The following is a 26,037-nucleotide window of genomic DNA, read 5'->3' as shown; positions in this document are numbered from 1 at the left end:
TAACCAAATATGATGCAATTTGATAGAAAAGATAAAGATGACAATCGTCTGCTGACACTTTATAAAACGTTACTTTATCCCCGAATGGTAGAAGAAAAAATGCTTATTCTTTTACGTCAAGGGCGAATTGGCAAATGGTTTTCTGGAATTGGACAAGAGGCAATTGCAGTGGGCAGTACTTTAGCCATGCAAAGCGAAGAATATATTTTGCCCATGCACCGTAACCTAGGTGTATTTACCAGTAGAAATATCCCTCTAAAGAAACTGATGGCACAATGGCAGGGTAAAATCTCTGGTTTTACAAAAGGCCGTGATCGTTCTTTCCATTTTGGCACACAAGATTATAAAATTATAGGGATGATCTCCCATTTAGGTCCTCAAATGGCCCTAGCCGATGGCATTGCCCTTGCAGATTTAATTGCCAATAAAAAACAAGCCACCTTGGTTTTTACAGGCGAAGGAGCGACAAGCGAGGGAGATTTTCATGAAGCAATCAATGTAGCTTCTGTATGGAACTTACCCGTTATCTTTTTAATTGAGAACAATGGCTATGGCTTATCTACTCCTATTAATGAGCAATTCAATTGCAAACATTTGGTAGATCGAGCCATTGGTTATGGCATAGAAGGCATCCAGTTAGATGGCAATAATATTCTAGAGGTTTATGACAAGCTAAGCGAAATTGCAGCAAGTATCAGAGAGAATCCACGTCCTGTTTTGGTAGAATGTCTTACTTTCAGAATGCGGGGACATGAGGAGGCTTCTGGAACTAAATATGTTCCTCAGCATCTTTTTGATGAATGGACAAAGAAAGATCCTGTAAAGAATTTTGAAGATTACCTGGTTGCAGAAAACATTCTTAACGAAGAATTGATTGCTACCATTAAACGCGAATATAAAGCTGAAATTGAGCAAGATGTGGAGGAAGCTTTTAACGAGCAAGAACCAGAGGCCCATACCGCAGTTGAGGTGGCAGACATGTTTGCTCCCTATGAGGCTCAGCAAAGCTTACCTAGTGCTGCGCAAAGCGAAAAAAGATATTTAGACGCCATTACCGATGGTTTGCGGGAAGGGATGCAGCGTTATGAAAACCTAGTGATTATGGGGCAAGACATTGCAGAATATGGTGGAGCTTTTAAAATTACCGATGGTTTTGTAGCCCAGTTTGGCAAAGCAAGAGTGCGCAATACACCGATCTGCGAATCGGCAATTGTTGGTACAGGTTTAGGCCTTTCCATTAATGGATATAAGGCTGTGGTAGAAATGCAATTTGCAGACTTTGTAACTTGTGGTTTCAATCAGATTGTAAACAATCTTGCTAAAACCCATTACCGTTGGGGCGAAAAGGCCGATGTGGTGGTACGCATGCCAACAGGTGCAGGCACTGGGGCTGGTCCATTCCATTCGCAAAGCAATGAGGCCTGGTTTACCAAAACACCAGGTTTAAAAGTGGTATATCCCGCCTTTCCTTATGATGCCAAAGGTTTATTGATTGCGGCTATTGAAGATCCAAATCCGGTAATTTATTTTGAGCATAAATACCTGTACCGTAGTTTGAGTGGCTTGGTACCTGATGGCTATTATACCGTAGAAATTGGCAAGGCCAAAGTTTTAAAAGAAGGTGAACAATTGGCCATTATCACCTATGGTTTGGGTGTACACTGGGCCTTAGACTATTTAAACAAACACCCAGAAATTTCGGCTACTTTGGTAGATCTGGTAAGTTTGCAACCTTGGGACAAAGAAACCGTAGCTGCTGCTGTAAAAGCAACTGGCCGTGTGATCATTTTACATGAAGACACTTTAAGTAGTGGTTTTGGCGCTGAATTAGCCGCTTGGATTGGCGAAAACTGTTTCCAAGACTTAGATGCTCCAGTAATGCGCTGCGCCAGCTTAGATACAGCCATACCAATGAGCAAGGTTTTGGAAGACGATTTTTTAGCGAAGGCGAGATTAGCAGAAACAGTAGAGAAGCTATTGGTTTATTAAACATACAGAGCTGATTAAATTAGCCCTGTATGTTTTAACTAATTTTGTTAAATTTTAAACCCTGTAATGCTGGGTTCATTTAAGATGTAGAACATGTTCCATAAAAAGAATAACAAGTGCCGTAATAGCATTCTGCCATACAAGTTGCAATCCTAAGGTAGCAAGTTTCTGAACCTGATATCGGATCTACGCAGACAGCACTCATAGGTGGGTTTCCACCTTTTACTTTTTTCATCTCAGTTTTACTAAGTAGGTTTGACTTTTTCATTATTTTAAATTTATTTAATAACCCACCCAAACACCAGGATGGGTTATAGTTTATTCAATTAATCTATTGGTTGAGGTAAATTACATCCATATATCCAACCCTGTGGACAGAAAGCCCTAGCGTCAGCAATCGAATCACAACAAGCATAAAAATAATGAATGTCTGGACCAGTTTGAGTGGCACAAGTAATAAAGCCTCTAGGAGCACAAGTACCAGGGTCGCCACCTGGAGTTTCTGGAGGATATCCTCCACCAAATACTTTCTTCATCTCAGTTTTACTGAGTAGGTTTAGTTTTTTCATTGTCTTAAATTTAGTTTATAGGTTGTGCAGCCCCTCCACGCTGGCCTGCTTATAGCGGTACTCGTATACGCCAGTACTCATTTTCAGTAATAGATCTGAGCTTATTACCTTATTACTAGCAATTTAGTTATCGCGGGTTAAGCAAACAAATTTATTGTACCAAAGGCCTTTACCAGTGTATGAAATGCCTTCTACAGTATATATCCTTATTATTCATTCAAATTTTATTAACCAATTCTAGGTGTTTCAAACACCGCCAAATGCTATTGGCACGATAATAGCCTATATGTAAATAGGGTTATAACATAAGGAGCGTAGTATGAAAAGTGTATATTTTTTAATTTTAATAGGCATATTTAGTACACAACTGGGCTGCAAACAGTTTAAGGCAGATCATCCACAGGCTGCCCTTAGCGATGAAAATGCTACCAATCTTACCGCAAAATCAATTGTACATTATGCCGATTCCATTGATAAGAACTTAAAATTTTTAGAAAAAACCACCAGTTTGGTCTACATGCTTGGCGATCTCTCTTTTTATGTAGAACAATACAGCAGCGATAACAACCCCATTCTAATGGTAGAACATGCCTTTAATGGTGGTATTAGCAATAACCTGAAAAAATATTATTTTAGAAATGACAGCTTGATCTTGGAAACGGTAAATAATGAGCTGAGCAATGAGGATGGAAATGTATTTAAGCAAGTAAGAACTTATTTAAGGAACAATACTGTTTTTAGAATGGAGGACAGAACTGCATCTGCTGAAACGGAAATCAAATCACTACCCTTTGTCAATCTACCACTTAGTCAAAATACCAATACTGATCAAAGCCATTTAGAAAATGTAAAAACGTTACATGACATCATGAATGGTACAGATAAATTTGAAATGGTCTTTGAAAGCATTACCACCTACCCAGATTCTAGGTATATTATTTTAAGAAGCAAGCTCCAAAACAATTATACGGCGAGTATTTTAGTGAATGAAAAAGATGCGTTTATAGATAGTTTGCTCAACAAACCTATTGATTTCAAAAATCAAAAACTAATGCTCAATTGGATCATTAAAGACCAAGAAGCTGTTTATGTGCCTGTGGCCAGCAACACCTCTGCCAATGGGTTAAAAAGGTAAGTATTTCCATTATCTAAACATACACAACGGTAACGTTTCCTAATCCGCTCTCCCTTTTCAAATTTGCGCCCATCCTTTAACGTAAATACAGCATGTAGAGGCAACTCTTCTACCCTACTTGTAGACAAATGGGTATCGTATTTTTTTAAGGCCCTGGCAAGCGTTAAATCAGTGCAACTTGATGCAGCAGGATTATCTAAATAATTAACGATAGTTTGATAAATGTCTTGCGGAAAAACCTGGATCTCAAAAAAAGGGTTCATCATTCTTTTGAAATTATTCTTCCATTCCGTTCCATGGGGTTTTGCTTTATGCTTATGGTCATTCCAAGTTAGCAAATGTGCAAATTCATGTACCGTGGTTACCAGAAAAGCATAGGGGTTGAGGTCGTTATTTACAGATATTTTATGCCCCTTATCTTTAAAAGGATGCCTATAATCGCCCAATTTGGTTGCTCTATTTTTTGAAATTTTAAATTCGCATTGAAAATAATCAATCCATTTAGCAATGATTGGTGCCGCAGGTGCGGGCATATACTGCGCTAAAACATCAACTTTGTTCACAGCAGTAAATTTAACCAAATTTATTTTAAAAATTGATAGGCAATTAAACTCGCAACATAGGCCATTGCGGTCATGTAAACCAATTGGATCATTGGCCATTTCCACGATTTGGTTTCGCGATAAACCACCGCAACCGTACTCATACACTGCATGGCAAATGCATAGAAAAGCATTAGTGAAAGTGAGGTGGCAAAGGTAAAAATCGGCAAGCCTGTTTCTGGATCTTTGGCATCACGCATTTTATTGCGAATGGTGGCCGTATCTTCATCCCCACTATCTACACTATAAATGGTAGACATGGTACCTACAAAAGCCTCACGTGCTGCAAAAGAAGTAATTAAGGCAATGCCTATCTTCCAATCAAAACCTAATGGCTTAATTACGGGTTCTATCGTTTGACCCAAAATACCTGCGTAAGAGTTTTCCAGCTTTTCTGCAGCTTTATCTCTTTCTAAAGAAGCCAATTGTACACTGTCTTTTGAAGTCGACTCAATAGTGGTGTATTTTTGTTCGATGTTTTCAAAACGTTTGCCTGGTCCGTAACTAGCCAATACCCAAAGTACAATTGAAATGGCAATAATTACCTTACCTGCTTCTAAAACAAAGGTTTTAGATTTTTCGTACATCGTAAAAATAACGTTCTTCCAACGTGGCATACGGTATACCGGAAGCTCCATAATAAAGTATGATTTCTCTTTGGCCTTAATGATGAACTTCATGACCAAAGCCACCAAAATAGCCGCAACAATGCTAATCACATACATGGCCATCAAGGTTAATCCTTGTAGACTTAGAAAGCCAAAGATCATTTTATTCGGTACTACCAGAGAGATCAGTAAAGTATAAACAGGCAATCGGGCCGAACAGCTTACCAAAGGTGTAACCATAATGGTGATGATGCGGTCTTTCCAGCTTTCGATGTTACGTGCACTCATGATAGAAGGTACCGCACAGGCAATACCACCAATCATAGGAACCACAGATTTACCACTTAAACCAAATTTACGCATGATCTTGTCCATCATAAACGTAACTCTGGCCATATATCCTGTATCTTCCAAAATGGAGATCAACGCAAATAAAATCGCGATCTGCGGAATAAAAATTACAATGCCACCCAAACCTGCCAACACACCGTCTAACAGCAAATTAGTTAAAACTCCTTCTGGTAAATGGGCATGCCCTAAATCTGTTAACCAGATAAAAGAAGTTTCAATCAGCTCCATTGGATAGGCAGACCAAGAGAAAATAGCATTAAAGATGAAGAATAAGATGGCAATAAAAATGAAGAAACCCCAAAAACGATTGGTTAAGATCGAATCGAGCTTATCTGTAATCTTAAATTTCTTTGCTGCACCAGTATCAGTAACTACATCTTTTAAAATGGCACTTAAGTAACGATACCTGGCAATGGTTTCTGCACCTTGTATTTTAGAAGATTCGAAACCATTTTCTTTTTCTATCGTTTCTATTTCTTCTTGCTCTTTTGGCGTAAAGAATGTCAAATGCTCATGCTGATGCAGTACCTGCAAGGCATAATAATCATTTGTGGTATTGATTTTTTGCTTAACAGCATTAATCGCTTCTGGTGCGAATACGGCTACATCAATGCTGGTTACTTGGGTACAAACTGTAGAGGTGTTAGCAATAGCAGTTTTGAGTACTTCTAATCCTTCATTTTTTCGGGCAGAAATGGCTACCACTTGGATCCCTAATCGCTCTGCCAGTTTATTGGCATCAATCTCGATCCCTTCCTTTTTGGCCATATCCGTCATGTTGAGCACCAATAACATCGGTAAACCCAAATCTGCTACTTGAGCACATAACAATAGGTTACGACGTAAATTGGTGGCATCAGCAACCAATACAACCATATCGGGGTGACTTGGATTGTTTTGATCGGCCAGTACCTGAAAGACAATGCTTTCATCCTTACTTTTTGGATATAAACTATAGGTGCCAGGAAGATCGATGATTTCCGCTATTTTCTGATTTGGTAGTTTCGAAAAACCTGTTTTCTTATCTACGGTGATTCCTGGAAAATTACCAATTTTCTGATTTAACCCAGTTAATAAATTAAAGAGGGTAGATTTTCCGGTATTTGGATTACCAACTAATGCAACTCTAATATCTGCCAAGGTACTATTGAATTATAATGACAGCAGCTTCGCTTTTACGTAAACACAATTGATAACCCGCAACGCGAATAGCAATAGGATCTCCCAATGGGGCGAAACGCTCAACTTCCACAACCTCACCTGGCAAGCAGCCCATTTCCATCAACTTTACCGACATTTCTAAGTCTGTAAATGACACGATAGTTCCTTGTTCTCCGGGATTTAATTGTGATAGCTTCATGATTAAAATTATGGCGCAATTTACCCTTTATTTATATTAAATCCAAATAAGAGACTAGTTAAATCGGATCATTGGTGGTGGCGCCGGTATACCACCTGCCGCTGCTGCCCCGAATTTTTTCAGCCTATAAGTTACTGCCATTAAGAAATACCTACGCATACCTAGATTTACACTTTCGAGAATATAGGTATCACTCGCAAATCTACTGCTGTTTCTGCTATTGTTAAACACATCAGAAACGGTAGCTTTTAGGCTCAATGATTTTTTTAGGAATAGTTTCTCAAAACTGACATTTGCCGTATGTATGGTATTGTTATTTGCACCTAAAGATACATTGGCATTGTAAGTTACATTACTGGTCAGTGTAAAACGCAAATCGTAAGGCAAGCTCGTCATCAAACTTAGGTTGTTGAACACCGAGGTAAATCTCGCATCTGGTAAATTGTTGTAATCGTAACTAATGTCTCTAATGCTGGCATTGATCCGGTTAGAGAACTGTAGATCTGAGCCAATGGTATAATAAACAGCGCTACCAAAATTATAGGATACTGCCGACGATTTAACCTGCGCTCTATTTAAAAAAGATGTATTTTTTGACGTAGAAATGTTAAAATTAGGACTGATGGTGAGGCCCAAACTTTTTACCCTAACACTTCCAGACAGCCTTGCGCTAAAATTGCTATTGCCATCAATGTTGTCATAAAACGTAGTTTGGATACCGGTTTTAGGGTCTAACATAGAATTGTTGATGATACTGTTGCTAGTATTGGAATAGCTTAAACTAAAATTGATGCTACTCCCAGAACTCACATTAAATCGATTATAGCTTAAAGATAGATAATTCTCTGCCGAAGGTTTAAGGAAAGGATTTCCGGTAGTGATCTGCAAGGGGTTTGAATTATCTGTTAAAGGTTGTAATTGCGAAATACTTGGTGTATTCATATACCTGCTTCCATTAACTGAAAGATTTGATGTCTTGGTCATTTTATAAGAAAAATAGAAATTGGGCTGGAGCAACACAAAATTTGTATTTACATTTTTATTGTTCATCAGATTGGCTCCACTTAGCGCTACATATCGCTGTGTGCTATTTATACTTAAACTCATCTTTTCATTAGGCACAATGTTTAAATTCAGTCCAATGCCGTGGCTTTCATTAAAGTTTTGTAGCCTACGAGACAGGTCGGCATTGATCAGGTCGTAACGAGTGGTACCTGTATTGTAATCGTAAACCATCCTATCTATAATGTCTTCTCTTTTACTATAGCCATAACTTGCACTCAGTTTAATCTTTTTGGTAAGAGGTTCAGTATAATCAAGGTTTAGCCCATAACTGTTTACATCTCCTGATTGATCGATCAGCTGGTTAAGGATAGTAGAGGTTGGCACACCATTATCGTTAATGGTGATATTGGATAGATTTAAACCATCTAATGCAGAATTGCTGAAATTACCATTTAAACTAATATTATAACCTCTCCCTTTTTTATTTAGTTTTTTGTTAAAAGCAACCCTACCACCAAAACCAGGTGTTTTATTGTCATTCGAATTGAGTGAATTTCCTTTATTGATGTTTTGTTGGCTTGCTTGCGTATAAGAACTAAATACAGCTATATTTTCGGAGTTTGCAGTACTCAGTCCAAAATTTGGGGTAATCTGAAGTTTTGCAGTTGAATCTATCGGAATGTCCAATCTCATGGTCAAACGATGGCGGATACTGGTTGAGGTGGCATCGGTATTCCGATCATTGAAATAACTATCCTGGCCCAACAAATTTAACCTGCTGCTTAAACTTTGACGGATACCATAGTTTTTGTTGAACATGTAATTGAAACTGATCTTATTGGGTAATTTTTTATTCTTTCCCCATTCATCATTAAAGTTCAGTCCAATCCCTTTGTTATCATTGATACCACCACCTCCACCGCCAAAAAGCCCATCGCCACCAAAAGCCATAGATACATTACCTACACCATCTATAGATACTGAATTGACCATGCCCGAACCAAATACATCGCCACCTAAAAAGTCGGACAAATCGTTGAAAGAGAAGCTCGTTTTATTGATGTTATTGGCCAAACTGATAATAGAGATCTGGCGTTTGTCATTGAAACGGTTCAGGTTGAACGAGGCATCGTACAGACTTCCATTGGCTTTACCTGCCAAGGCATTTCCAAAATAGCCTTTCTTCTTATCATCTTTTAATTCGATGTTCAATACATTTTCCCGCTTGCCATCATCTATTCCTTTAAAAATGGCATCATCTGTTTTTTTCTCTATTACTTGTATTTTCTTAACAATATCTTTCGGTAAGTTTTGGGTAGCTGTTTTGGGGTCGTTGCCAAAAAAATCTTTTCCACCTACCAAAACCCTGTCGATTTTTTTCCCATTAAAACTAATGTTCCCATCTTTATCTACTTCCATACCTGGCATTACCTTTAGCAAATCCTCTACATTGGCATCAGCTTGTGTTTTAAAAGCATCGGCAGCAAATTCTATGGTATCTTTTTTAATAATCATGGGTAACAACTCGCTTTTAACCAAAATATCGTTTAAGGTAATAGCACTTTCATCCATTTCTATATTGCCAAAATCTACAGCCGGTTTTTCTTTGGTCAACTCAAAAGCCTTAATTATTGGTTTGTACCCAATTAACGCAATGTAGAGTTTGTACTGTCCAAATGCTAGTGCCTTTGCAGAAAAGTGTCCCTCGGTAGTGGTAGCGCCCATAGCCGCCACCGTAGAATCTTTTACATTTTTAAAGGCAAAAGAAGCGTAGTCGATTGGTTTTTTGGTTTGGGCATCCACTACTTTTCCTTTAACATTTCCCTTTTGGGCAAACGCAAAAGAAGCTACGAGCAGGAAAGAGAATAGGAGTAAAAATTTAAAATAGAATAGTTTCATGGTTGGTTTAGTTTGATTCGTTTAAACAAATAAACTAAATATATAGTAGATTTCAAACTATTATTTTAGTTTTTATTACAAATAAAAAAGGCCATCAAAACTGACGGCCTTTTATCACATTATAGGTTAAGCTTACATTCTAATTCTTTGACCACCTTGGCCTGGCATTTGCATACCACCCATGCTTCTACCGCCAATGCTACCTAATGAATAGGTAAATGAAAGCATGTAGTAACGTTTCAATACGTTAAAGTTTAAGTCGGTAATTGTGTTAGAACCACCACTACGTGTTACTCCAGTATTTTGGTTTAATAAGTCATTTACAGAAAGCTTGAAAGTACCTTTGTTTTTAAAGAACTGACGACTGATATAAGCATTCATCAATGTATATTCTGTATCAAAACCAGCACCTCTACCAGTAACCTTATTGTAGTTTACATCTGTTTGTATACGCACCTTTCCTGGCAATAAATAACTAATATCGATACTTGGGGTTAACGTGTAATATCTTGCATTGCTATTTTGCGCAGCTGAATAAGTATCACGGAACATTGTTCCTGAAATACCTGCATTCATATCTAGCTTATCTAAGTTCGAAACTAACTTATAACCATTTGTAATTGAATAACTTTTGGTTACATTTTCTAATGAGCTGGTAAAGTTGGTGCTTTTAGCATAATTACCACTTGCATTGACCTGTAATGTTAGCTTATTGCCTTTGATAATAGGTTGGCTCAAGTTACCAAATACGTTTGCACTAAAGTTACCATCAACGTTGGTATAACCTTGTGCAATTTTACCATAATTTGTACTTGTTGGATCTGTGATTAAAGTACTTGTATTTGCAAAGGCATTAATCTGTTGGTTAATAATAGCACCCAACGTCATCGAACGGAAACTTGCAAAATCAAAGCTGTTATAAATCACAAACAAATTATTTGTAAATGAAGGCTTCAAATCAGGATTACCTAACACGATTGATTGTGTATTGGTATTATCTGGAATAGGTTGGATCTGATTGATACTTGGTTGTTGCGTACGACCATTGTATCTAATATTTAAACGTTTATTGTTGCTAAAATTATATCTAAACTGAGCTTGAGGTGTAATGTTGGTAAAGTTCTGATTAAATACATTTCCATTTGTCATGTTTACATTTTTACGATCTGTATTTTGAACTGCCGCACCAATTTGCCAGTTGTATTTCTTTTCTGTTTTGTTAAAGTTAAAACCTATCGAATTGGTCAAGGTTGTATTTTCAAACTCGTTGCTATAGAAAGGATCTTTAATGTCGAATTTGTTTGTTACTGGGTTGTAATTGTACACCAAACGCTCTTGGTTATCAAATGCATAACCATTCTGATAGTTCAACTCTAAACTCAATGTTTTGTTCAATGGCTCAGTATATACCAATCTTGCATTGTTGCTAATTGATTTTGAGTTTTGGTCATTCAATTGATTGGTTAATTTTGGTGTAGTTACACTGCCAATTGTTGTATTATCTAAAATGTAGTTGATATTATCGGCATCATTATTATTGTAACTTGTATTAATATTCAATGATAAAGTACGACCTCTACGTTGGAACTTTTTACGGATCAACAAGTTGTTATTAATAGAAGGGGAAGTTGATTTTGTATCATAACGCTGCTCTCCTTTTGTAGAGCTATTTAATACTTCTCTTGTATATTGGCTTTCACTCAATCCGTCGTTTTTGGTATAGGTAATGTTTGGTTGTAATCTAAATGATATGGTAGAATCTAACTTAGTATCCAAGGTAAAATTCAACCTATGGTTTAAACGGTTAGTTGTGCTTTCTAAATCATTTCTATTGGTAGTAGTTGTATTACCTAATAAATTCTGAGTAAAGCTATGTTGGTCGTTATATAATGAGGTTTTGTTAAAGTTATAACTTGCATTAAAAGTAGTACCATTTTTATATACATCAGCATAGTTAAAACCAACCATATTGGTAGTTGTGATCCCTTGTTGTTGACCACCGCCGCCACCGCCAAAGTTTCCACCTCGGCCGCCGCCACCGCCACCAGTAACGCCACCACCAAAGCTTTGTTTATTTACATTGTTGAATTGGCCCAATAACGACATTTGTTGATCGTTTTTAAATTTGTTAATGTTTACATTCACATCATAACGATCTTCTTTATCACTATCCTGACCATAACCAGCAGTGCTATTCCCAAAAAAGCCATTCTTTTTATCTTGTCTTGTAGTGATATTGATAATTTTCTCACGGTTACCATCATCCACACCAGAGAATTTAGACTGGTCAGACATGTCGTCGATGATCTGGATTTTATCAATCATATCCGCAGGTAGATTTCTTGTAGCCAATAATGGATCGTTACCCATAAAGTCTTTACCATCTACTCTTACTTTCGATATTTTTTCTCCTTGTGCAGTAATGCTACCATCTTTAGCTACATCAACACCTGGTAGTTTTTTCAATACATCTTCAACTACTGCATTTTCTTTTACTTTAAAAGCAGCAGCATTAAATTCTAAGGTATCTTTTTTAACTTTAACTGGAGGGATCTCTCCTTTAACTTCAATTTCTTTCAAATCTACACCTGTATCTTCCATGCCCAAATCGCCAAAGTTGATACCTGGCTGAGCAGCGTTGAGCTCAAAATCTTTTGTTAATGATTTTAGACCTAAAAAGGCCACGAATAACCTATATTTTCCAACTGGCACATCGCTAACAGAAAAACTACCTGTTTTGCTTGTAATACCTGTTCCTATCACAGACGAATCACCATATAGCTTTTTGATGGCTATGGAAGCAAATTCAATTCCAGATTTGTCTTTATTATTTAATACTTTACCGCTAACTGTACCTTTGGTTTGGGCAGCAGCAAAATAACTTACGAATAAGAGGGCAATAAGTATCGATTTTTGTATAAAATTCTTCATTGTTACTATTTATAATTTTGTAAAGTTACCCTATCAGACTACAGAGAGCTCCAAAAGTTTGTTAAGAAGTGTTAAAATATGGGTAACATTTTAAATACAACTAACTTTATCGTTACAAGTATTTTTTTTGACCAGATTTTTGGAGGCTGAAAAACTATCTTAGATAGCTATTAAAGGCAGGTATTGGCGTTTGAAGCCAAAGAGATGAGCGTTAAATGTAATTTGATTTATAATTAAGGTTGTTAAAATAATGTTACCAGAAATTAAACCTTTTGTTCGTTAAAATTCGACTTGTGTAATAATACATAACTAAAGACCCCCATTAGGGCTCCAATCATATCACATCCAAAATCCCACCACTCTGCAGATCTATAAGTGAATACTTTCCATTGCAGGAGTTCTATTGCCCCACCAATTACAGCTGAGATGATCAAGACTTTTAGAATAGTTAACGAGCGGAAACGGTAACTATGTTGGTATTTTATTTTACCATAAAATAATAAAATGGTGAGCACATAGAAAAAGCCTAAATGCGCCAATTTATCAAATCCTTCAAAGAAGAAGCCTGAGCCTCCTTCGCTTGCTGGCAATTGAATATTACAAAGTACTAAAATAATGAAAGTCCATACAATAGACCAGCGTTGGTATTTTAGTACTTTGTAATTGTTCATTAATTAGGCACCTACTAAAGCCTTGTAATCATCGGCACTTAATAAGCCATCTACATCTGTCAAATCTGTAATGCTTACTTTAACCATCCAGCCTTTACCATAAGGATCAGAGTTTACAAGTTCTGGATTATCGTTCAAATCGTTATTAATTTCTAATACAGTACCAGTTAATGGCATAAATAGATCAGAAACTGTTTTAACTGCTTCTACAGTACCAAACACTTCTTCTTTGGCTACTTCTGTACCTACACTGTTAATATCGATATAAACGATATCACCTAGCTCACGTTGAGCAAAATCTGTAATACCAATAGTAGCTTCGCTACCTGAAACGCTAACCCACTCGTGGTCCTTAGTGTACTTTAATTCTGATGGAAAATTCATTTTGTTTATGTTAATTTTTTAATGTCTTGTTTTATTGATCGGTAACAAAGGTAATTATTAAACGCATTTATAACAATTGCTAATTAAGCGTAATGCGTAAACTAAAGCCGAAGTTACTAAACGAAGTATTAAATGATTGTGAGGTATAAGGTTTGGTAATATTCGAATCGTAGAATACTTTTAGGTTAAACCTTTGGTTCAGTACATAATCAACACTTGGTCTTAGTGTAATGTTTTTCTGACCTGATGAAACTTCAGCTTCTTTAACATCGGCTCTATAAATTACAGTCTTGCTATCTCTAACAGAAACATCTAATTTAAAGTCCATGTTGTTGTCCATTCTTAACTGGCTAAACCATCCAAAAGGGAATCTAAATTTGTTGGTACGGTAACCCAAACCAAAAACCAAGTTGTTTTCTGAGAGTTGCGCCAACTGGCTATTTGCCAAACTCAAAGCTAATAAACGGGTTTTATTGATCTCGAAATTTGCAGTTAAGTTGTTTTTAAATCTGGTATCAATACCGATAAGTGGAGCAAAACGTTCTGAAATACTTATCTGCGAAAATTGGAATTTTGGCAAAAAGTTTTGGTTCACATCTTTACTGCTCACATATCCTTTGTTCTCTTCGTATTTTAATAAAGTGTTAAAACCATTTACACTATAGAGTGAGTTGTAAGAATGTTTTAAACTCAATTCAGAGAATCGTTCCGCAATGTAAGGGATCCTAGTTAAACCGCTATAGGTAATTCGCCAGTTCGGAATTGGGATTTTAGGCATGCTATTTAAACTAACCGAATTTGCATCTTTACCTGTATATGCTGCTATAAATGCAGAAACAATTACATCTTGTGCATCTTTATTGTAACCATCGGCAAAACCATTGGTAACGCCCGAAGAATTTGGATTTTCTGCACCTAATCTTCTAGAAATGGTTTCTCTATTTGCCATAAACTGGTTAAACAAGCTAGATACCACACTTCCATTCCTGTCTTTAAATGCAGTACCCAAGGTCATAAACGATACACTATAATCACCAGTTGTAGTTGGACTTAAATTTCTAAATGAGTTGATACTATTGTCGTATCTAAAGTTAGTAGAATAGTTTAAGGTTCTATTTTTTGTAGCACTTAAGGTAATTCTTAAATCTCTTAAAGGTTCAATTGTACTGGTTAACTGAAAATCTTCTCTTAAGGTATTAATGTACAACTGTGTCTGCAACTCATCTCTGGTTAACCAGCCATTGTTTAATGCCATCTCTCTAATATCTCTTTGGCTACCGAACACAAAACCTAAACCAGGTGCACCGGTAACATTATCTATTCCGAAATATTTGGTGCGTGGTAAATAACCAGGCAAGAACGTGCCTTTGGTCTGGTTAAAATTAACATTGATATTTTTTATACTCGTAAATAACCCTAACAATACATCAGAGAAATTACGCAACGAATCTGGCTTGTTTAAACTTTTTCTCATAAAGCCAAGTTTATTGTACAAACCCGTCATGGTTAGTGTTGGGTTAACTTGGATAATTCTAGAGTTTTGAATGGTATTCCCCAAGTTGATGTTAGGGTCTCTTAATGTAGATAATGGTTCTGTTTGCCAGTTAAAGTTGGTACCATACGTGGTAGCCACCGAAACCCAATCTAAGCCTGGAATCTTATCAATCGGAAGTTTATAGGTAACATTCACATTGTGACTGTAGTTTGTAGTACGGCCTAAAGTTTTCAGGTTCTGCCATAAAGTATCTCTTTTTAATCCTTCAATCCTGCCATCTGGCTCATCGATAATAGAGTAGTTTGTGGCATCAAAATCAAGACTTAAAGAGTTGGTTAAATTCCATGCAATACCATATATCCTCGAAACTAAGAAGTTTTTATTGAAGGTGGTATTAATTGGAATGAAGTTATTCGGATCGTTATTGCGCAAAGTATTTTCTGCGTAAAAACGATCTACATCCAACCTAAAGTTAATGGAACTTGGCAACAATGTGAAGTTAAAATCCTTCAATAATTTAAGGGTATTCGATTTGATGATCTTATCAAACGGTTGGTAATTTTTTGGTGTACCCGAATAGTTATAAGCTAATGAAGCTCTATAGGTATGTTGAATACTGTTTTCGTTTACAAAATCTCTATGAGCAAATTTAGTTTGCGAGTAGGATACATTAAAGTTTTCGATATCCCATAACCTTACTTTTGCATTAGGGTTTGTACGTTCTTTACGCACATTGGTAAAGTTAATGCTGCTTCTGGTGGTGTAGTCTTGTGCAAAGTTAAGTATCGAATCTCGTTGCGCTTTTGTAGCAGCATTCAGTGCATTTTTGAGCTCGATATCTGGTGTACGTGGATCATATTGTGGCGTAATTACCTGTTTGGAGTAACTCACATACATTGGAATTTTAATGCCTGTTTTATTTGGCAAGAACTTGCCCAACTCCATACTCGATGAAATATCAAAAAATGCATTATCAGCTCTATTCCTTTCGCTCACTCTTTTTTCTAATGAACCAAAACCAATAGTCGATTTGCTTCCCGAAACATTCAGATCTGCAAAATCTGCCAACTTTGCATTCATTCTGGCAGTAGCCGCCCAACCACCACGCTCATCAAATTCTGTTAGCCTTAATTCGTTAAACCAAACCTGTGCATTTTTATCTAGCCCATCATCACCTGCAGGAGAAGCCTGGTTACGCAATGGATTTTTTAAACCCAACATATACACCCTCACTTTACTCATATCTGGTTGTCCTTTTACAATAATGGTATTTTTTCCATCGCTATAAGTAAAAGGAACATTAATAGGCCATGGTGCTCCACCAGCAATTCGGGCATTATTTCTTGCCAATTTTGCTTTTTGGAACAACTCTAACTCAATATCCATTTTATTCTGGTCTGGCCAAATGGCATAAGGATCGCTCGTACCTGGTTGGGTAACTTTTAAGGGTTGGTTGTATTCGTAATAGTTATCTTGATTGTCTGTTCCGATACGTAAAAAGGCACTTACATCATTATCCGACAGTTCTGAACCGCCAATGGCTTCTAAGTGGATAAACATTTCCAATCGTTTATACGATCTAAAGTCGTTAATGGCAGTTTTAAAAGCAGCCCTACCATAACCATCTTTTAGGTTTTTGATAATTACCGCTAACGACTGCTCATTCTGACGGGTATCTCCACGGTAGTTGCTAAAATCACGTTCTCGTTGAATACCTGGCGGCACAACATAAGGGATTGGCGCACGTTTACCATTTTCTTCAATATTAACCGTAGCTACTTCTATTGTAGAGTTATCAGGGTTGGCTGGCAATAATGAAGGATCTGCAATGACTTGGCTGCTTTCATTTTTTGCATTGTATTTGCGCCACTCTCCTCTTACCAATTGGATTTTGGCAAATCTAAGCACGGCAGTATCGGCAAAATTTGTCAAGAACATCCTCATGAAACGGATAGATTTAAAATCTTGAATACCACCCACTTTTTGTTGGTATTGTGCCAAAGGGATACGGATTTGATACCAAGTTGAATTTTGAATGTTACCATTGGCTAATTTAACCGATGATACTACTTTATCTGTTACAAAGTTCTGTCCCACAACTAAATCGCCTGGTTTCATAGATACCTTATACTGGAAGTATTCATCAGACTGGGTCATGTTGTTATCTCTGTTGATATCCTCGCCATCTGGAAGCGAAGTAGAAGCTGAATTTTCAAGACCCAACTCATCTAAAGATTGTTGCGATGTCTTAGAGTTTCCTTCGGTTCCATTATAGTTTTGATATCTTTTTAGAATACCTGCATTAGATTGATCTAAAATGCCTCCTCTAAAATAAGAGTAATCATCAGATGATGGATCATTCTCAAATGCCAGTGCTGCATCTGGATTGAGCTGAGCTTTGATCTGTGCAATTAACCTTGCAAATTTAACTCGCTCGTTTGCGTTAGATAAACCATCCAAACCTACATCTTGGGCTTTTCTTGCTGCTGGATCGTTATCAAAAGCCTGTACAACAGGTTGCAGTTTGGCTACCCTTCCCCAATTTGTTTCATCGTATTTATTTGGGTCTTCATTTGCTGGCAAACCATTTTCAAGCGATTTTCTACCATCTTTCAAGATATCTTCGGAGATGTTTCCTAGATTGAAATACAGGTCTCCGCCTTGCGAACCCGGTTTATACATATAAGGATCCATTACCCATAATTCGATGTACTCTATATTCTGGGCTTCAAAATCATTGATATCTATTCTTCTCATTAAACCACCCCATTTAGATTTTGGGTTGTTTAAATTTCCATTTGCACTAAAGCCGTTTGGCGTAAAGTTATAGGGACCACGAAGTGATGGATAATAGGCAATATCTAAAGTAGGTAATATGGTAGACTGGCCCGTACTTGTTTCTTTAAAAGGGAATACTTCCTGTTCAACAATCTCTCTCACATAATGATTAGAAAGCTCATTGGTATTATTTCTTATACTTGAAGGCAATGTTGATACACCACCTCTGTTATAGAATATTGGATCTATATTATAAAAAGCAACTTTAGCCCTGTTGTAACCATATTCCAAATTGTCTACCAACTGGGCTTCTGGAAATAGTTGTGGCGTACCTGATAATTGCCAAGGAATAGCACTTTTTAAATCTATAACCGAACGAGAGGCTTCAAAATCATCTAAATAACTAGCCCCACCTTTTTCTCCTGTGGCGTTAATAGCACTCGGATGCCCTGGGATCAATTGTGCATATTCTCCAGAAAAAGTAAAACTAGATGGTGCTTTTGTAGAAATAAATGGAAGTTTATCTACCAACTTGGTTAAAAATCTAGACGGCGAGCTGTAGTTGACATCTAAACCAAAAATAGAGTTAGAGATTGGCTCTTCCATGTAATTAACCTTCTGCGTTAACGGCTTCTCCGTTAGGTTCATGAAAGTACCGCCCAACGTTAGTTTATTATTCACCTTATAATCTAAGCGGGTACCAAAAAGTGAACGTTGTTGTAAACCAAAAAGCTCATTGTTCTCTGTAGTTATTCTAATTGGTTGACCAGAAGCCAATAATGCGGTATTGATAATTTTCACTCTTCCGCCTTGGTAATCTACTGTAAAATCGGCCCCTTCTTGGAGTGGAATAGTTCCTGAAAATACTTTTACCGAGCCTTCGGTAACATTAATTGAGTTCAAAGAAAATTCTGATGAAATTTCAGATTGATAGGTTCCTTTTACAATATATAGGTTTTTATTACTGAACAACTGTTGTGCATCTACTTTTGTTGAAGTATACAACTCGGGGTAGGTATATTTATCTGCTAAGCTTTGTTCGCCCGGCAAATCAAATTTTGCGGCTAAATCTTTACCAAAAGGTTCAATCAATGGAAATATCAATCGTCCGTTTAAAGGATCAATCGTTACATAACCATTATTGGTATTGTTAATCAAGCTGCTTAAGCCAGTACCAGAAGATGACGAAGAACCTGGGAAATTATTTTGCGGGTTCTGATTGTTACTAAAAGGTTTATTCTCTGCCTCAAAGTCGAAAACACCATCGGGCTTACGTTCTTTCTGTTGGTTCAGCTGATCTAAATTGGTTAGAGAGATGTATTGCTTTAAAGCTATTTTATTCCCCTCCCTAATGATAGGCATTTCTATCCCTGTCTTATCATCAATCCTAAAAATATCAAGCTTAAAATTTTGGTTGCTAATCTGATATCCACCAATAGAATAAATGTTTTTCATCATCAAATCCCAGGTAGGTAAATTGGTCTTGATGGTTTCGTTCTTTAATAGCTTACTGTATAATACTTTTGGTTTAGCCTGATCAAAAGCGATATCTGTTGAGAACTCTCCTACTTGATATTCTACTCCATTATAGGTATAACGATAAGATACGGCTAAAACCTCATCTGCATTTAATGGGTTATTTAAGGAAATGTAACCGAGTTGCGGTTGGAAATTATATTCTCTTTCGGTTAATTTTCTGGCATAGGTTAACTTGGCAAAGTTATCTGTTCCTCCGTTGGCCTGAAAATAGTTGATGACATCGTTAGAGTTGGTCGATCTTGAATCTGGTGCGCCTGCAGCTAATTTGGCAAATAGATCGTTAGATTGTGCAGGGAACAATGGATTGGCAAAACCCGAAGGCAACACCGAACCACCACCAGTAAATTGACCGGTATTGTGTGGTTTATTCTCACCCAAATCTAAAAAGGCCAATACATCTCTAGAATCTTGTGGATTACCCGTTTTATTGGTAATCCAAACCTCTATTTTGGTAATCAATATCCCTGATAGAATGGTTGGTGGATTGGCCAATGATTTATTATAGTTGTCTCTAAAGTACTGCGCTAAAAAGTAATGTTTATTGGCTTCGTAATCACTCCCGCTAAATCTGTACTCATTTTGCTGGGCGCCATTGTTGAGCTTTATTTCTTTAGATTGTGATTTTTGTTGGGTAAATACCGCTGCAATATTCAGTTTACCAAATTGCAATTGCGTTTTAACCCCGAATAAAGATTGTGTACCATTAATTAAAGTACTGTTTAAAGGCAAGCTTACATTACCCGCTTCAATTTTTTTAATGATATCATCAGCACCCCCAGTATAGTCTAATTTAATTTGGTTTTCAAAATCAAACTGAGCTTCTGTATTGTAGTTCATGTTGATTTTCATCTTGGTACCAATGTTACCAATTACATCCATTTGGATACGTTGATTGAAATCAAAATTGCTTTGTACCCTTTGGCGTTCGTTAAATAATGGGTTCTCATTTTTATTGATCCTTCCCAAAAATGTAAGTTCAGCCTCTCCCCTCGGTTGGATATCGATGGTGGTACCCCCAAATATTTTCTCAAAAACTCTACTGTTTATCTTTACGGGTGGAATAATTCCGGTTTTTCTTACTTCTGCTATTTCGGCATTAGATAAGAGTCTCCAGTTCTCACGTTTGATCTCACTATTCACCAAGCGCAGGTATTGCTCTACCGTTAGATACTGTGGTTGCGAGAACAATCGATCGCCAATACGTTCGGTAATTACATAGCGTTTATTTACGGCATCGTAAGTTACTTCACGCTTGATATTTTCTGGCAGATGGATAAACGGACTATTAAACGTACGTAGGCCAAGTCGCTGTTTTTCGCGTACATTAAATGAATTTTTTGCGGAATCACTTGTTGATTTCGTTGGTGTAACCTGAGCGATGGCAACAGTTCCAGCAAAAACAAAAAATAAAAGAGTGAGGAGAGTTAATTTGTTTGTCAAGCGCAGTTAGTTATATATTCTTCAAAGCTATTTTAATCATTTGTTCTACTGTTAAATCCTGATCAGCTTTTTTAACAGCATTGTCGATGGCCTTTTCTGCAACCTGTTTGCCAAATCCAAGCATGATCAAAGCAGATAACGCTTCATCTTTCGTTGTATTATGTTGAGGCATAGAAATTAAAGTATCTGGTCCTTCTTTCTTCAGCTTATCCTGTAATTCTAATATAATCCTTTGCGCAGATTTTGCACCTATTCCTTTAATTTGTTGTATTAATGTTACATCTGCCTTTATAATTGCATTTTGTATTTCTACTGGTGTAATAGAGGAGAGCATCATTCTACATGTTGTTGGTCCGATACCCGAAACAGATATCAGATGTAAAAATAACCTTCTTTCTCCTTCATCTGCAAATCCATATAGCGTATGTGCATCTTCTTTTACATGTAACCATGTATAAATTTTACACCTTTCTTCAGCACCTAATGCCGAGTAGGTGTTTAGCGATATATTGATGTGATAACCAACGCCTCCGGCTTCTACCACAATATAGGTTGGGCACTTAAATGTTAATTTACCATCAATATACGCAAACATCTGTTTTTATTTTTTTGCTATTCTAGTTAAAATACTTCTTCTTTTTGTCGAATTTGCAGTTTCTTCTTTTGCCTGCACATCTAATACTGCAATAGTAACCATATTTACGATTTCTCTTACAGAACTCCCTAATTGAACAATATGAACAGGTTTTTTTAGACCTAATAAAATTGGACCTACAGCTTCTGCACCACCTAATTCTTGTAAAAGTTTATAGGCAATGTTTCCAGACTCCAAGTTAGGAAAAACTAATGTATTTGCAGGTGCATCTGCTAAACGACTGAAAGGAAAATTATCTTTCAATAAACCGTTGTTCATGGCAAAATTCCCTTGCATGTCTCCATCAACAACAATGTTTGGATGTTTCTCATGTAAAATTTTCACTGCTTTTCTTACTTTCTCTGGAACGATACCCTCATTAGACCCAAAGTTAGAATAAGAAAGTAGTGCAATGCGTGGTTGAATGTTAAACTTACTTACTGATTTTTCTAACAATAAGGTTAAGTCTACCAATTCTTCAACCGTTGGATCAACGTTTACCGTGGTATCTCCAAAAAATACTGGACCCTTCTCAGTCATCATCATGTACATTCCTGCTACACGATTAACACCTTCTTCGGTTCCAATAACTTGCAAAGCAGGTTTAATGGTTGACACATAATTTTTGGTCAATCCAGAAATCATCGCATCAGCCTCCCCAAATTCTACCATTGATGCACCAAAATAATTTCTATCGCGCAATAGCTTATTGGCTTCAAATAAGGTAACTCCTCTACGTTGTCTTTTCTTGAAAAGTGAATCAGCATATTTTGCCATTCTTTGTGGCTCTAAAGCTGGCTCGATAATTTCGACACCTTCTAGCTCTAAGCCATTTTCGGCAATAATTTGTTGGATGATCTCTCTATTTCCTAATAAAATTGGAATAGCAATGTTATCATCTTTAACAATTTGTGCTGCTTTTAAGATCTTATAATTATCCGCCTCAGCAAAAACTACACGTTTTGGTGCAGATTTAGCTTTATTGGTAATGGCACGCATAATCGAATCGTCCATACCTAAGCGGCGTTTCAGTTCTTCTGCATAAGCATCCCAATCGGTAATCACTTTGCGGGCAACACCAGATTCTATTGCAGCTTTAGCCACCGCCATAGACACATTGGTCATTAAACGAAAATCCATTGGTTTTGGAATGATGTAATGCTTTCCAAATTTGATATTCTTTTCGTTGTAGGCCATATTTACAGCCTCTGGAACAGATTTTCTGGCTAGCTCGGCAATGGCACGAACTGCAGCAATTTTCATTTCCTCGTTAATGCTGGTTGATCTTACATCCAAAGCTCCTCTAAAAATATATGGGAAACCCAACACATTGTTAACTTGGTTTGGATAATCAGAACGACCAGTTGCCATGATCAGATCTTTACGTGAGCTAATGGCTAGATCATAAGCAATCTCTGGATTTGGGTTGGCCATGGCAAAAACGATCGGGCTCTTAGCCATCGATTTCAACATCTCAACGGTAACACAATCTGCAGATGAAAGCCCAATGAATACATCAGAATCTTTCATCGCTTCGGCCAAAGTATTGAGGTTTCTTGGCGTAGCAAATTCTTTTTTGATATCGTCTAAATTGCCTCTGTCACTACGGATTACCCCACTTCTATCGCACATTACAATGTTCTCTTTCTTAGCGCCTAACGACACATATAAACGAGAACAAGAAATTGCGGCCGCACCAGCTCCATTTACCACAATCTTAACTTTATCTATTTTTTTCTTTTGTAAATCGCAAGCGTTCAATAATGCAGCAGCAGATATAATTGCCGTACCATGTTGGTCATCGTGCATTACTGGAATGTTCATTTCCTCTTTTAAGCGACGTTCAATTTCAAAACATTCTGGTGCTTTGATATCTTCTAAATTTACTCCGCCAAAAGTTGGTTCTAAAGCTTTAACAATTTTAACAAAATCATCTACATTTTTGGTATCCAATTCTAAATCGAATACATCAATATCTGCAAAGATTTTAAACAACAAACCTTTACCTTCCATTACAGGCTTACTTGCTTCGGGGCCAATATCTCCCAACCCTAAAACTGCAGTACCATTACTAATAACCGCAACTAGATTGCCTTTAGCAGTGTATTTGTATACATCTTCTGTGTTATCGGCAATTTTTAAACAAGGCTCAGCTACTCCTGGCGAGTAGGCCAGCGTTAAATCTCTTTGCGAAGAATATGGCTTGGTAGGTACAACCTGAATTTTGCCTGGCCGCCCTTGCGAGTGGTAATCTAAAGCGTCTTGTTTTCTATTCGTCTTACTCATAAAATACATTTTGGTAACGGGCAAAGTTACAATTATTTTCCTCGTTATAAATTTGTTTTTTATCTGTAACGATGGTATCGCAAAGCACTTTTATAGCACAAGAAAAGGCGGCTTGCCCTAAGCAATGGCTAGGGACAGCAATCAAGGCAAAAAGAGCACTAATCTAAGATCTATTTTAACTTATGTTATCTAGTCTTTGTGCGCTTAAACTAGTAATTGGGGTACAATATCACCCATTGATTAGCGCAGTGGCAAGCAAGGGCGAATACAAATTCGCATATTTAAACAGTGCTGTGGTCTTTATTATGTAGAAAAAAATATTAAATGAGTTTTTTCTTTAAGAATTGACAATTGCTGTAAGCCAGCTAGGCACTAGGCTCTTCTCTCTTGGAAACTTTTCTAGATCTATCCGATATTCTACTTGATCGGGTTCAATTTCAAAATCTGGTCGCTCATCATAGTTATAGTTCAGAGTGAAATCTCCATCAGCATTAATCTCCATCCTTACTGAATACCATGCACCTTTTTCGGGGGCTAAAGCATACATTTTCTGCCTAAGCTTTACAAATTTTCGATGAACTCTTTCTAATGGAGGTGTACCCGGGTAATTGGGATCGAACGATCTTCCTTTTACTTCGTTTACAAAATAATTGGCCACTAGTTCATTGTATGTTGACAAACCCACAAATTCAACCACTACTTTGTCCCAATTATTAACCGGAATATTATAGATAGTTGATTGTCCTATTTTTTCGATTAGCTCTTGAATTTCTTGAGTCATTGCAATTAAAACAGTAAATCTAAATCAATTGACCTTTAATTCGATGCTCGAAATCCGCACATCTTGCGATTTATTCTAACATTCCCAATAACAAGCTTAAGCCTATTCGTAGAGATAAATACTCCATCATTAAATGATCTTTATTTTTTTGATTCTGCGGGAATATATTTTTTAAGTTCCTCTTCAAATCGAGGATCTGATGGTCTTAAGAATTCGGAATTTAGAATTTTCCCCTTGTCATCTATGATGATATATCTGGGTATTGTTCGTAAGTCTATAAGCTTTGTCAAAGTAGAATTTTTCCAATCTATCAATCGAAATTGGTTGGGATTGTTCATTTCTTTTTCTTCTATGATGGCTTTTTCCCAATCGGCTACTTTTTGGTCTACATCAATACTGAAATTAACAAAAGAAATGTGTTGATTTTTATACTTGGTTCTATATTTAACGAAGGTAGGCAACTCGCTCCTGCATGGCGTACACCAGCTTGCCCAAAAATCGACCAGTAAAACTTTACCTTTATGCTTAGCTAAAATAGTAGCTAGCGATATTTTTTGATTGGCCTGGTTGGTTAACCAAATTTGATCCAAATTGGGCAAAATCTTGTTTTCAAATACTGGTCTTTTATTTTTTAGTTCAAGATATAGCTTTGTCAATTCGCTATTAGCCAATTTCGCAGCTTCAATAGCAACAAACAATTTGTCTCTTTCTTTTGGACTACTCTCATTAGCTCCATATAATGACAATTTCAAATAGGCTGTAAGAAAAGGAAATCTAGAAAGCTTATCAAAGTTATCTATAAGTTTATCATCAGGTATACCTAAAGATGTTAAATATCGAGCCATCAAACGATGATAGATAGTTACAGCAAAAGGTGAGTTGATCTGCTCTAATTGTTTGTAGTTTACCGATATGTTTCTGTATAAACTATCAATCGTTTTTTGCTCTTTTACGGTTAAACTCTGCGTTTTAATTCCTACAATTGATTTGCATTTCAGAATATAATTAAAATCAGTTAATACTTTTTTTAGGCTGTCGGTTAATTTTAACCCCCCAATTTTTTCATCATTTTGCTGATACGTAGTTTCTATGTTTTGAACCCGATCTTTTAAGGATTGTTGGGCAATCAATTTCTTTCTGTCAGTCGATAGTAAATCATAAGTTAGATCCATAGAAAGAAGACTATCGATCAACTGGCTGTTAAAAGGGGAGTATTTGACTCTTTTTTCATCTATAAATATGAGCGAATCTCCAGGCATTACAATAGAACTATAATTATCAAAAAAAATGCGCCCCTCATTTATGCTCGAATTAATGTAATACAAATGGGTTGGTCTATCTATTGTTATCGCAATTTTCGAAACTTTAACACCATTAAAATCTACACTCTTTTTTACTGTCTGATTAAAATTGTATGTAGAACTTAAAATAATCGGTACTTCATCGGGATAGATGATCATTGACTGTTTTTTTTGACCATTGACACTGAATGACCAGATCATAAATAATGATAAAAATAATAAAATTGATCTAGTCATATTTAAAAATTTATAATGAATGCTGTAAACAGCATTCATTAT

15 protein-coding genes are annotated in these 26,037 nt (G+C 36.7%); 2 read left to right on the top strand and 13 right to left on the bottom strand.

Annotated features, from left to right (window positions below; translation table 11 throughout):
* The first annotated feature begins 12 nt into the window (after positions 1 to 12).
* Positions 13 to 1,989, top strand: a complete 1,977-nt coding sequence (locus tag AQF98_RS18560; RefSeq protein WP_055133574.1) for a thiamine pyrophosphate-dependent enzyme — start codon at positions 13 to 15, stop codon at positions 1,987 to 1,989.
* 326 nt (positions 1,990 to 2,315) lie between these two features.
* On the opposite strand, the gene AQF98_RS18555 is transcribed toward AQF98_RS18560, so the two are convergent.
* Positions 2,316 to 2,558 (bottom strand): hypothetical protein, encoded by a 243-nt coding sequence (locus AQF98_RS18555; protein WP_055133450.1) that lies wholly within the window; start codon positions 2,556 to 2,558, stop codon positions 2,316 to 2,318.
* A 319-nt stretch (positions 2,559 to 2,877) separates the two neighbouring features.
* Here AQF98_RS18555 and AQF98_RS18550 point away from each other — a divergent pair, with 319 nt between their 5' ends.
* Positions 2,878 to 3,693 carry a hypothetical protein gene (locus AQF98_RS18550; RefSeq protein WP_055133449.1) on the top strand — a complete coding sequence of 272 codons (816 nt, stop codon included), beginning with the start codon at positions 2,878 to 2,880 and terminating at the stop codon, positions 3,691 to 3,693.
* On the opposite strand, the gene AQF98_RS18545 is transcribed toward AQF98_RS18550, so the two are convergent.
* The 12 genes from AQF98_RS18545 to AQF98_RS18490 form a co-directional block, all read right to left on the bottom strand.
* Positions 3,645 to 4,226 (bottom strand): SprT-like domain-containing protein, encoded by a 582-nt coding sequence (locus tag AQF98_RS18545; RefSeq protein WP_055133573.1) that lies wholly within the window; start codon positions 4,224 to 4,226, stop codon positions 3,645 to 3,647. The two genes, AQF98_RS18550 and AQF98_RS18545, sit on opposite strands and share 49 nt — an antisense overlap.
* A gap of 50 nt (positions 4,227 to 4,276) precedes the next feature.
* Positions 4,277 to 6,385 carry a ferrous iron transport protein B gene (feoB, locus tag AQF98_RS18540; RefSeq protein WP_055133572.1) on the bottom strand — a complete coding sequence of 703 codons (2,109 nt, stop codon included), beginning with the start codon at positions 6,383 to 6,385 and terminating at the stop codon, positions 4,277 to 4,279.
* Between the two features lie 13 nt (positions 6,386 to 6,398).
* Positions 6,399 to 6,614 (bottom strand): FeoA family protein, encoded by a 216-nt coding sequence (locus tag AQF98_RS18535; RefSeq protein WP_055133448.1) that lies wholly within the window; start codon positions 6,612 to 6,614, stop codon positions 6,399 to 6,401.
* A gap of 54 nt (positions 6,615 to 6,668) precedes the next feature.
* Positions 6,669 to 9,518 (bottom strand): outer membrane beta-barrel protein, encoded by a 2,850-nt coding sequence (locus AQF98_RS18530; RefSeq protein WP_055133447.1) that lies wholly within the window; start codon positions 9,516 to 9,518, stop codon positions 6,669 to 6,671.
* A gap of 132 nt (positions 9,519 to 9,650) precedes the next feature.
* Complete coding sequence (locus tag AQF98_RS18525) at positions 9,651 to 12,449, bottom strand: outer membrane beta-barrel family protein (RefSeq protein ID WP_055133446.1); 2,799 nt, start codon at positions 12,447 to 12,449, stop codon at positions 9,651 to 9,653.
* A 263-nt stretch (positions 12,450 to 12,712) separates the two neighbouring features.
* A complete protein-coding gene (locus tag AQF98_RS18520; protein ID WP_055133445.1) occupies positions 12,713 to 13,120 on the bottom strand; it encodes a VanZ family protein in 408 nt (135 codons plus the stop codon).
* 3 nt (positions 13,121 to 13,123) lie between these two features.
* On the bottom strand, positions 13,124 to 13,504 hold the full coding sequence (gene gcvH / locus AQF98_RS18515; RefSeq protein WP_055133444.1) for a glycine cleavage system protein GcvH: 381 nt from the start codon (positions 13,502 to 13,504) through the stop codon (positions 13,124 to 13,126).
* Positions 13,505 to 13,583: 79 nt separating this feature from the next.
* Complete coding sequence (gene sprA / locus AQF98_RS18510; protein WP_369816943.1) at positions 13,584 to 20,762, bottom strand: cell surface protein SprA; 7,179 nt, start codon at positions 20,760 to 20,762, stop codon at positions 13,584 to 13,586.
* Positions 20,763 to 20,766: 4 nt separating this feature from the next.
* The gene (gene ruvA / locus AQF98_RS18505; protein ID WP_055133442.1) at positions 20,767 to 21,351 is read right to left on the bottom strand and encodes a Holliday junction branch migration protein RuvA; all 585 of its coding nucleotides are present in this window, start codon (positions 21,349 to 21,351) and stop codon (positions 20,767 to 20,769) included.
* 6 nt (positions 21,352 to 21,357) lie between these two features.
* A complete protein-coding gene (locus tag AQF98_RS18500) occupies positions 21,358 to 23,676 on the bottom strand; it encodes an NADP-dependent malic enzyme (RefSeq protein ID WP_055133441.1) in 2,319 nt (772 codons plus the stop codon).
* Positions 23,677 to 24,013: 337 nt separating this feature from the next.
* Positions 24,014 to 24,457, bottom strand: a complete 444-nt coding sequence (locus tag AQF98_RS18495; RefSeq protein WP_055133440.1) for a hypothetical protein — start codon at positions 24,455 to 24,457, stop codon at positions 24,014 to 24,016.
* A gap of 140 nt (positions 24,458 to 24,597) precedes the next feature.
* Entirely contained in the window at positions 24,598 to 26,034 is a 1,437-nt protein-coding gene (locus tag AQF98_RS18490) for a TlpA disulfide reductase family protein (RefSeq protein WP_055133439.1), read from the bottom strand.
* Between the last annotated feature and the right edge of the window lie 3 nt (positions 26,035 to 26,037).

It is taken from the genome of Pedobacter sp. Hv1 (assembly GCF_001412215.1).
In the GTDB taxonomy this organism is placed as follows: domain Bacteria; phylum Bacteroidota; class Bacteroidia; order Sphingobacteriales; family Sphingobacteriaceae; genus Pedobacter.
The sequence above is the reverse complement of the archived record's forward strand: the minus strand, read 5'-3'. Positions and strand labels throughout refer to the sequence as shown.

Bases quoted from the DNA above. Each gene is read 5' to 3' on its own strand.
- AQF98_RS18555 (WP_055133450.1), bottom strand. From the start codon at position 2,558: ATGAAAAAACTAAACCTACTCAGTAAAACTGAGATGAAGAAAGTATTT.
- AQF98_RS18530 (WP_055133447.1), bottom strand. From the start codon at position 9,518: ATGAAACTATTCTATTTTAAATTTTTACTCCTATTCTCTTTCCTGCTC.
- AQF98_RS18500 (WP_055133441.1), bottom strand. From the start codon at position 23,676: ATGAGTAAGACGAATAGAAAACAAGACGCTTTAGATTACCACTCGCAA.
- AQF98_RS18495 (WP_055133440.1), bottom strand. From the start codon at position 24,457: ATGACTCAAGAAATTCAAGAGCTAATCGAAAAAATAGGACAATCAACT.
- AQF98_RS18535 (WP_055133448.1), bottom strand. From the start codon at position 6,614: ATGAAGCTATCACAATTAAATCCCGGAGAACAAGGAACTATCGTGTCA.
- AQF98_RS18550 (WP_055133449.1), top strand. From the start codon at position 2,878: ATGAAAAGTGTATATTTTTTAATTTTAATAGGCATATTTAGTACACAA.
- AQF98_RS18545 (WP_055133573.1), bottom strand. From the start codon at position 4,226: ATGCCCGCACCTGCGGCACCAATCATTGCTAAATGGATTGATTATTTT.
- gcvH (WP_055133444.1), bottom strand. From the start codon at position 13,504: ATGAATTTTCCATCAGAATTAAAGTACACTAAGGACCACGAGTGGGTT.
- AQF98_RS18520 (WP_055133445.1), bottom strand. From the start codon at position 13,120: ATGAACAATTACAAAGTACTAAAATACCAACGCTGGTCTATTGTATGG.
- ruvA (WP_055133442.1), bottom strand. From the start codon at position 21,351: ATGTTTGCGTATATTGATGGTAAATTAACATTTAAGTGCCCAACCTAT.
- AQF98_RS18560 (WP_055133574.1), top strand. From the start codon at position 13: ATGCAATTTGATAGAAAAGATAAAGATGACAATCGTCTGCTGACACTT.
- AQF98_RS18490 (WP_055133439.1), bottom strand. From the start codon at position 26,034: ATGAATGCTGTTTACAGCATTCATTATAAATTTTTAAATATGACTAGA.
- AQF98_RS18525 (WP_055133446.1), bottom strand. From the start codon at position 12,449: ATGAAGAATTTTATACAAAAATCGATACTTATTGCCCTCTTATTCGTA.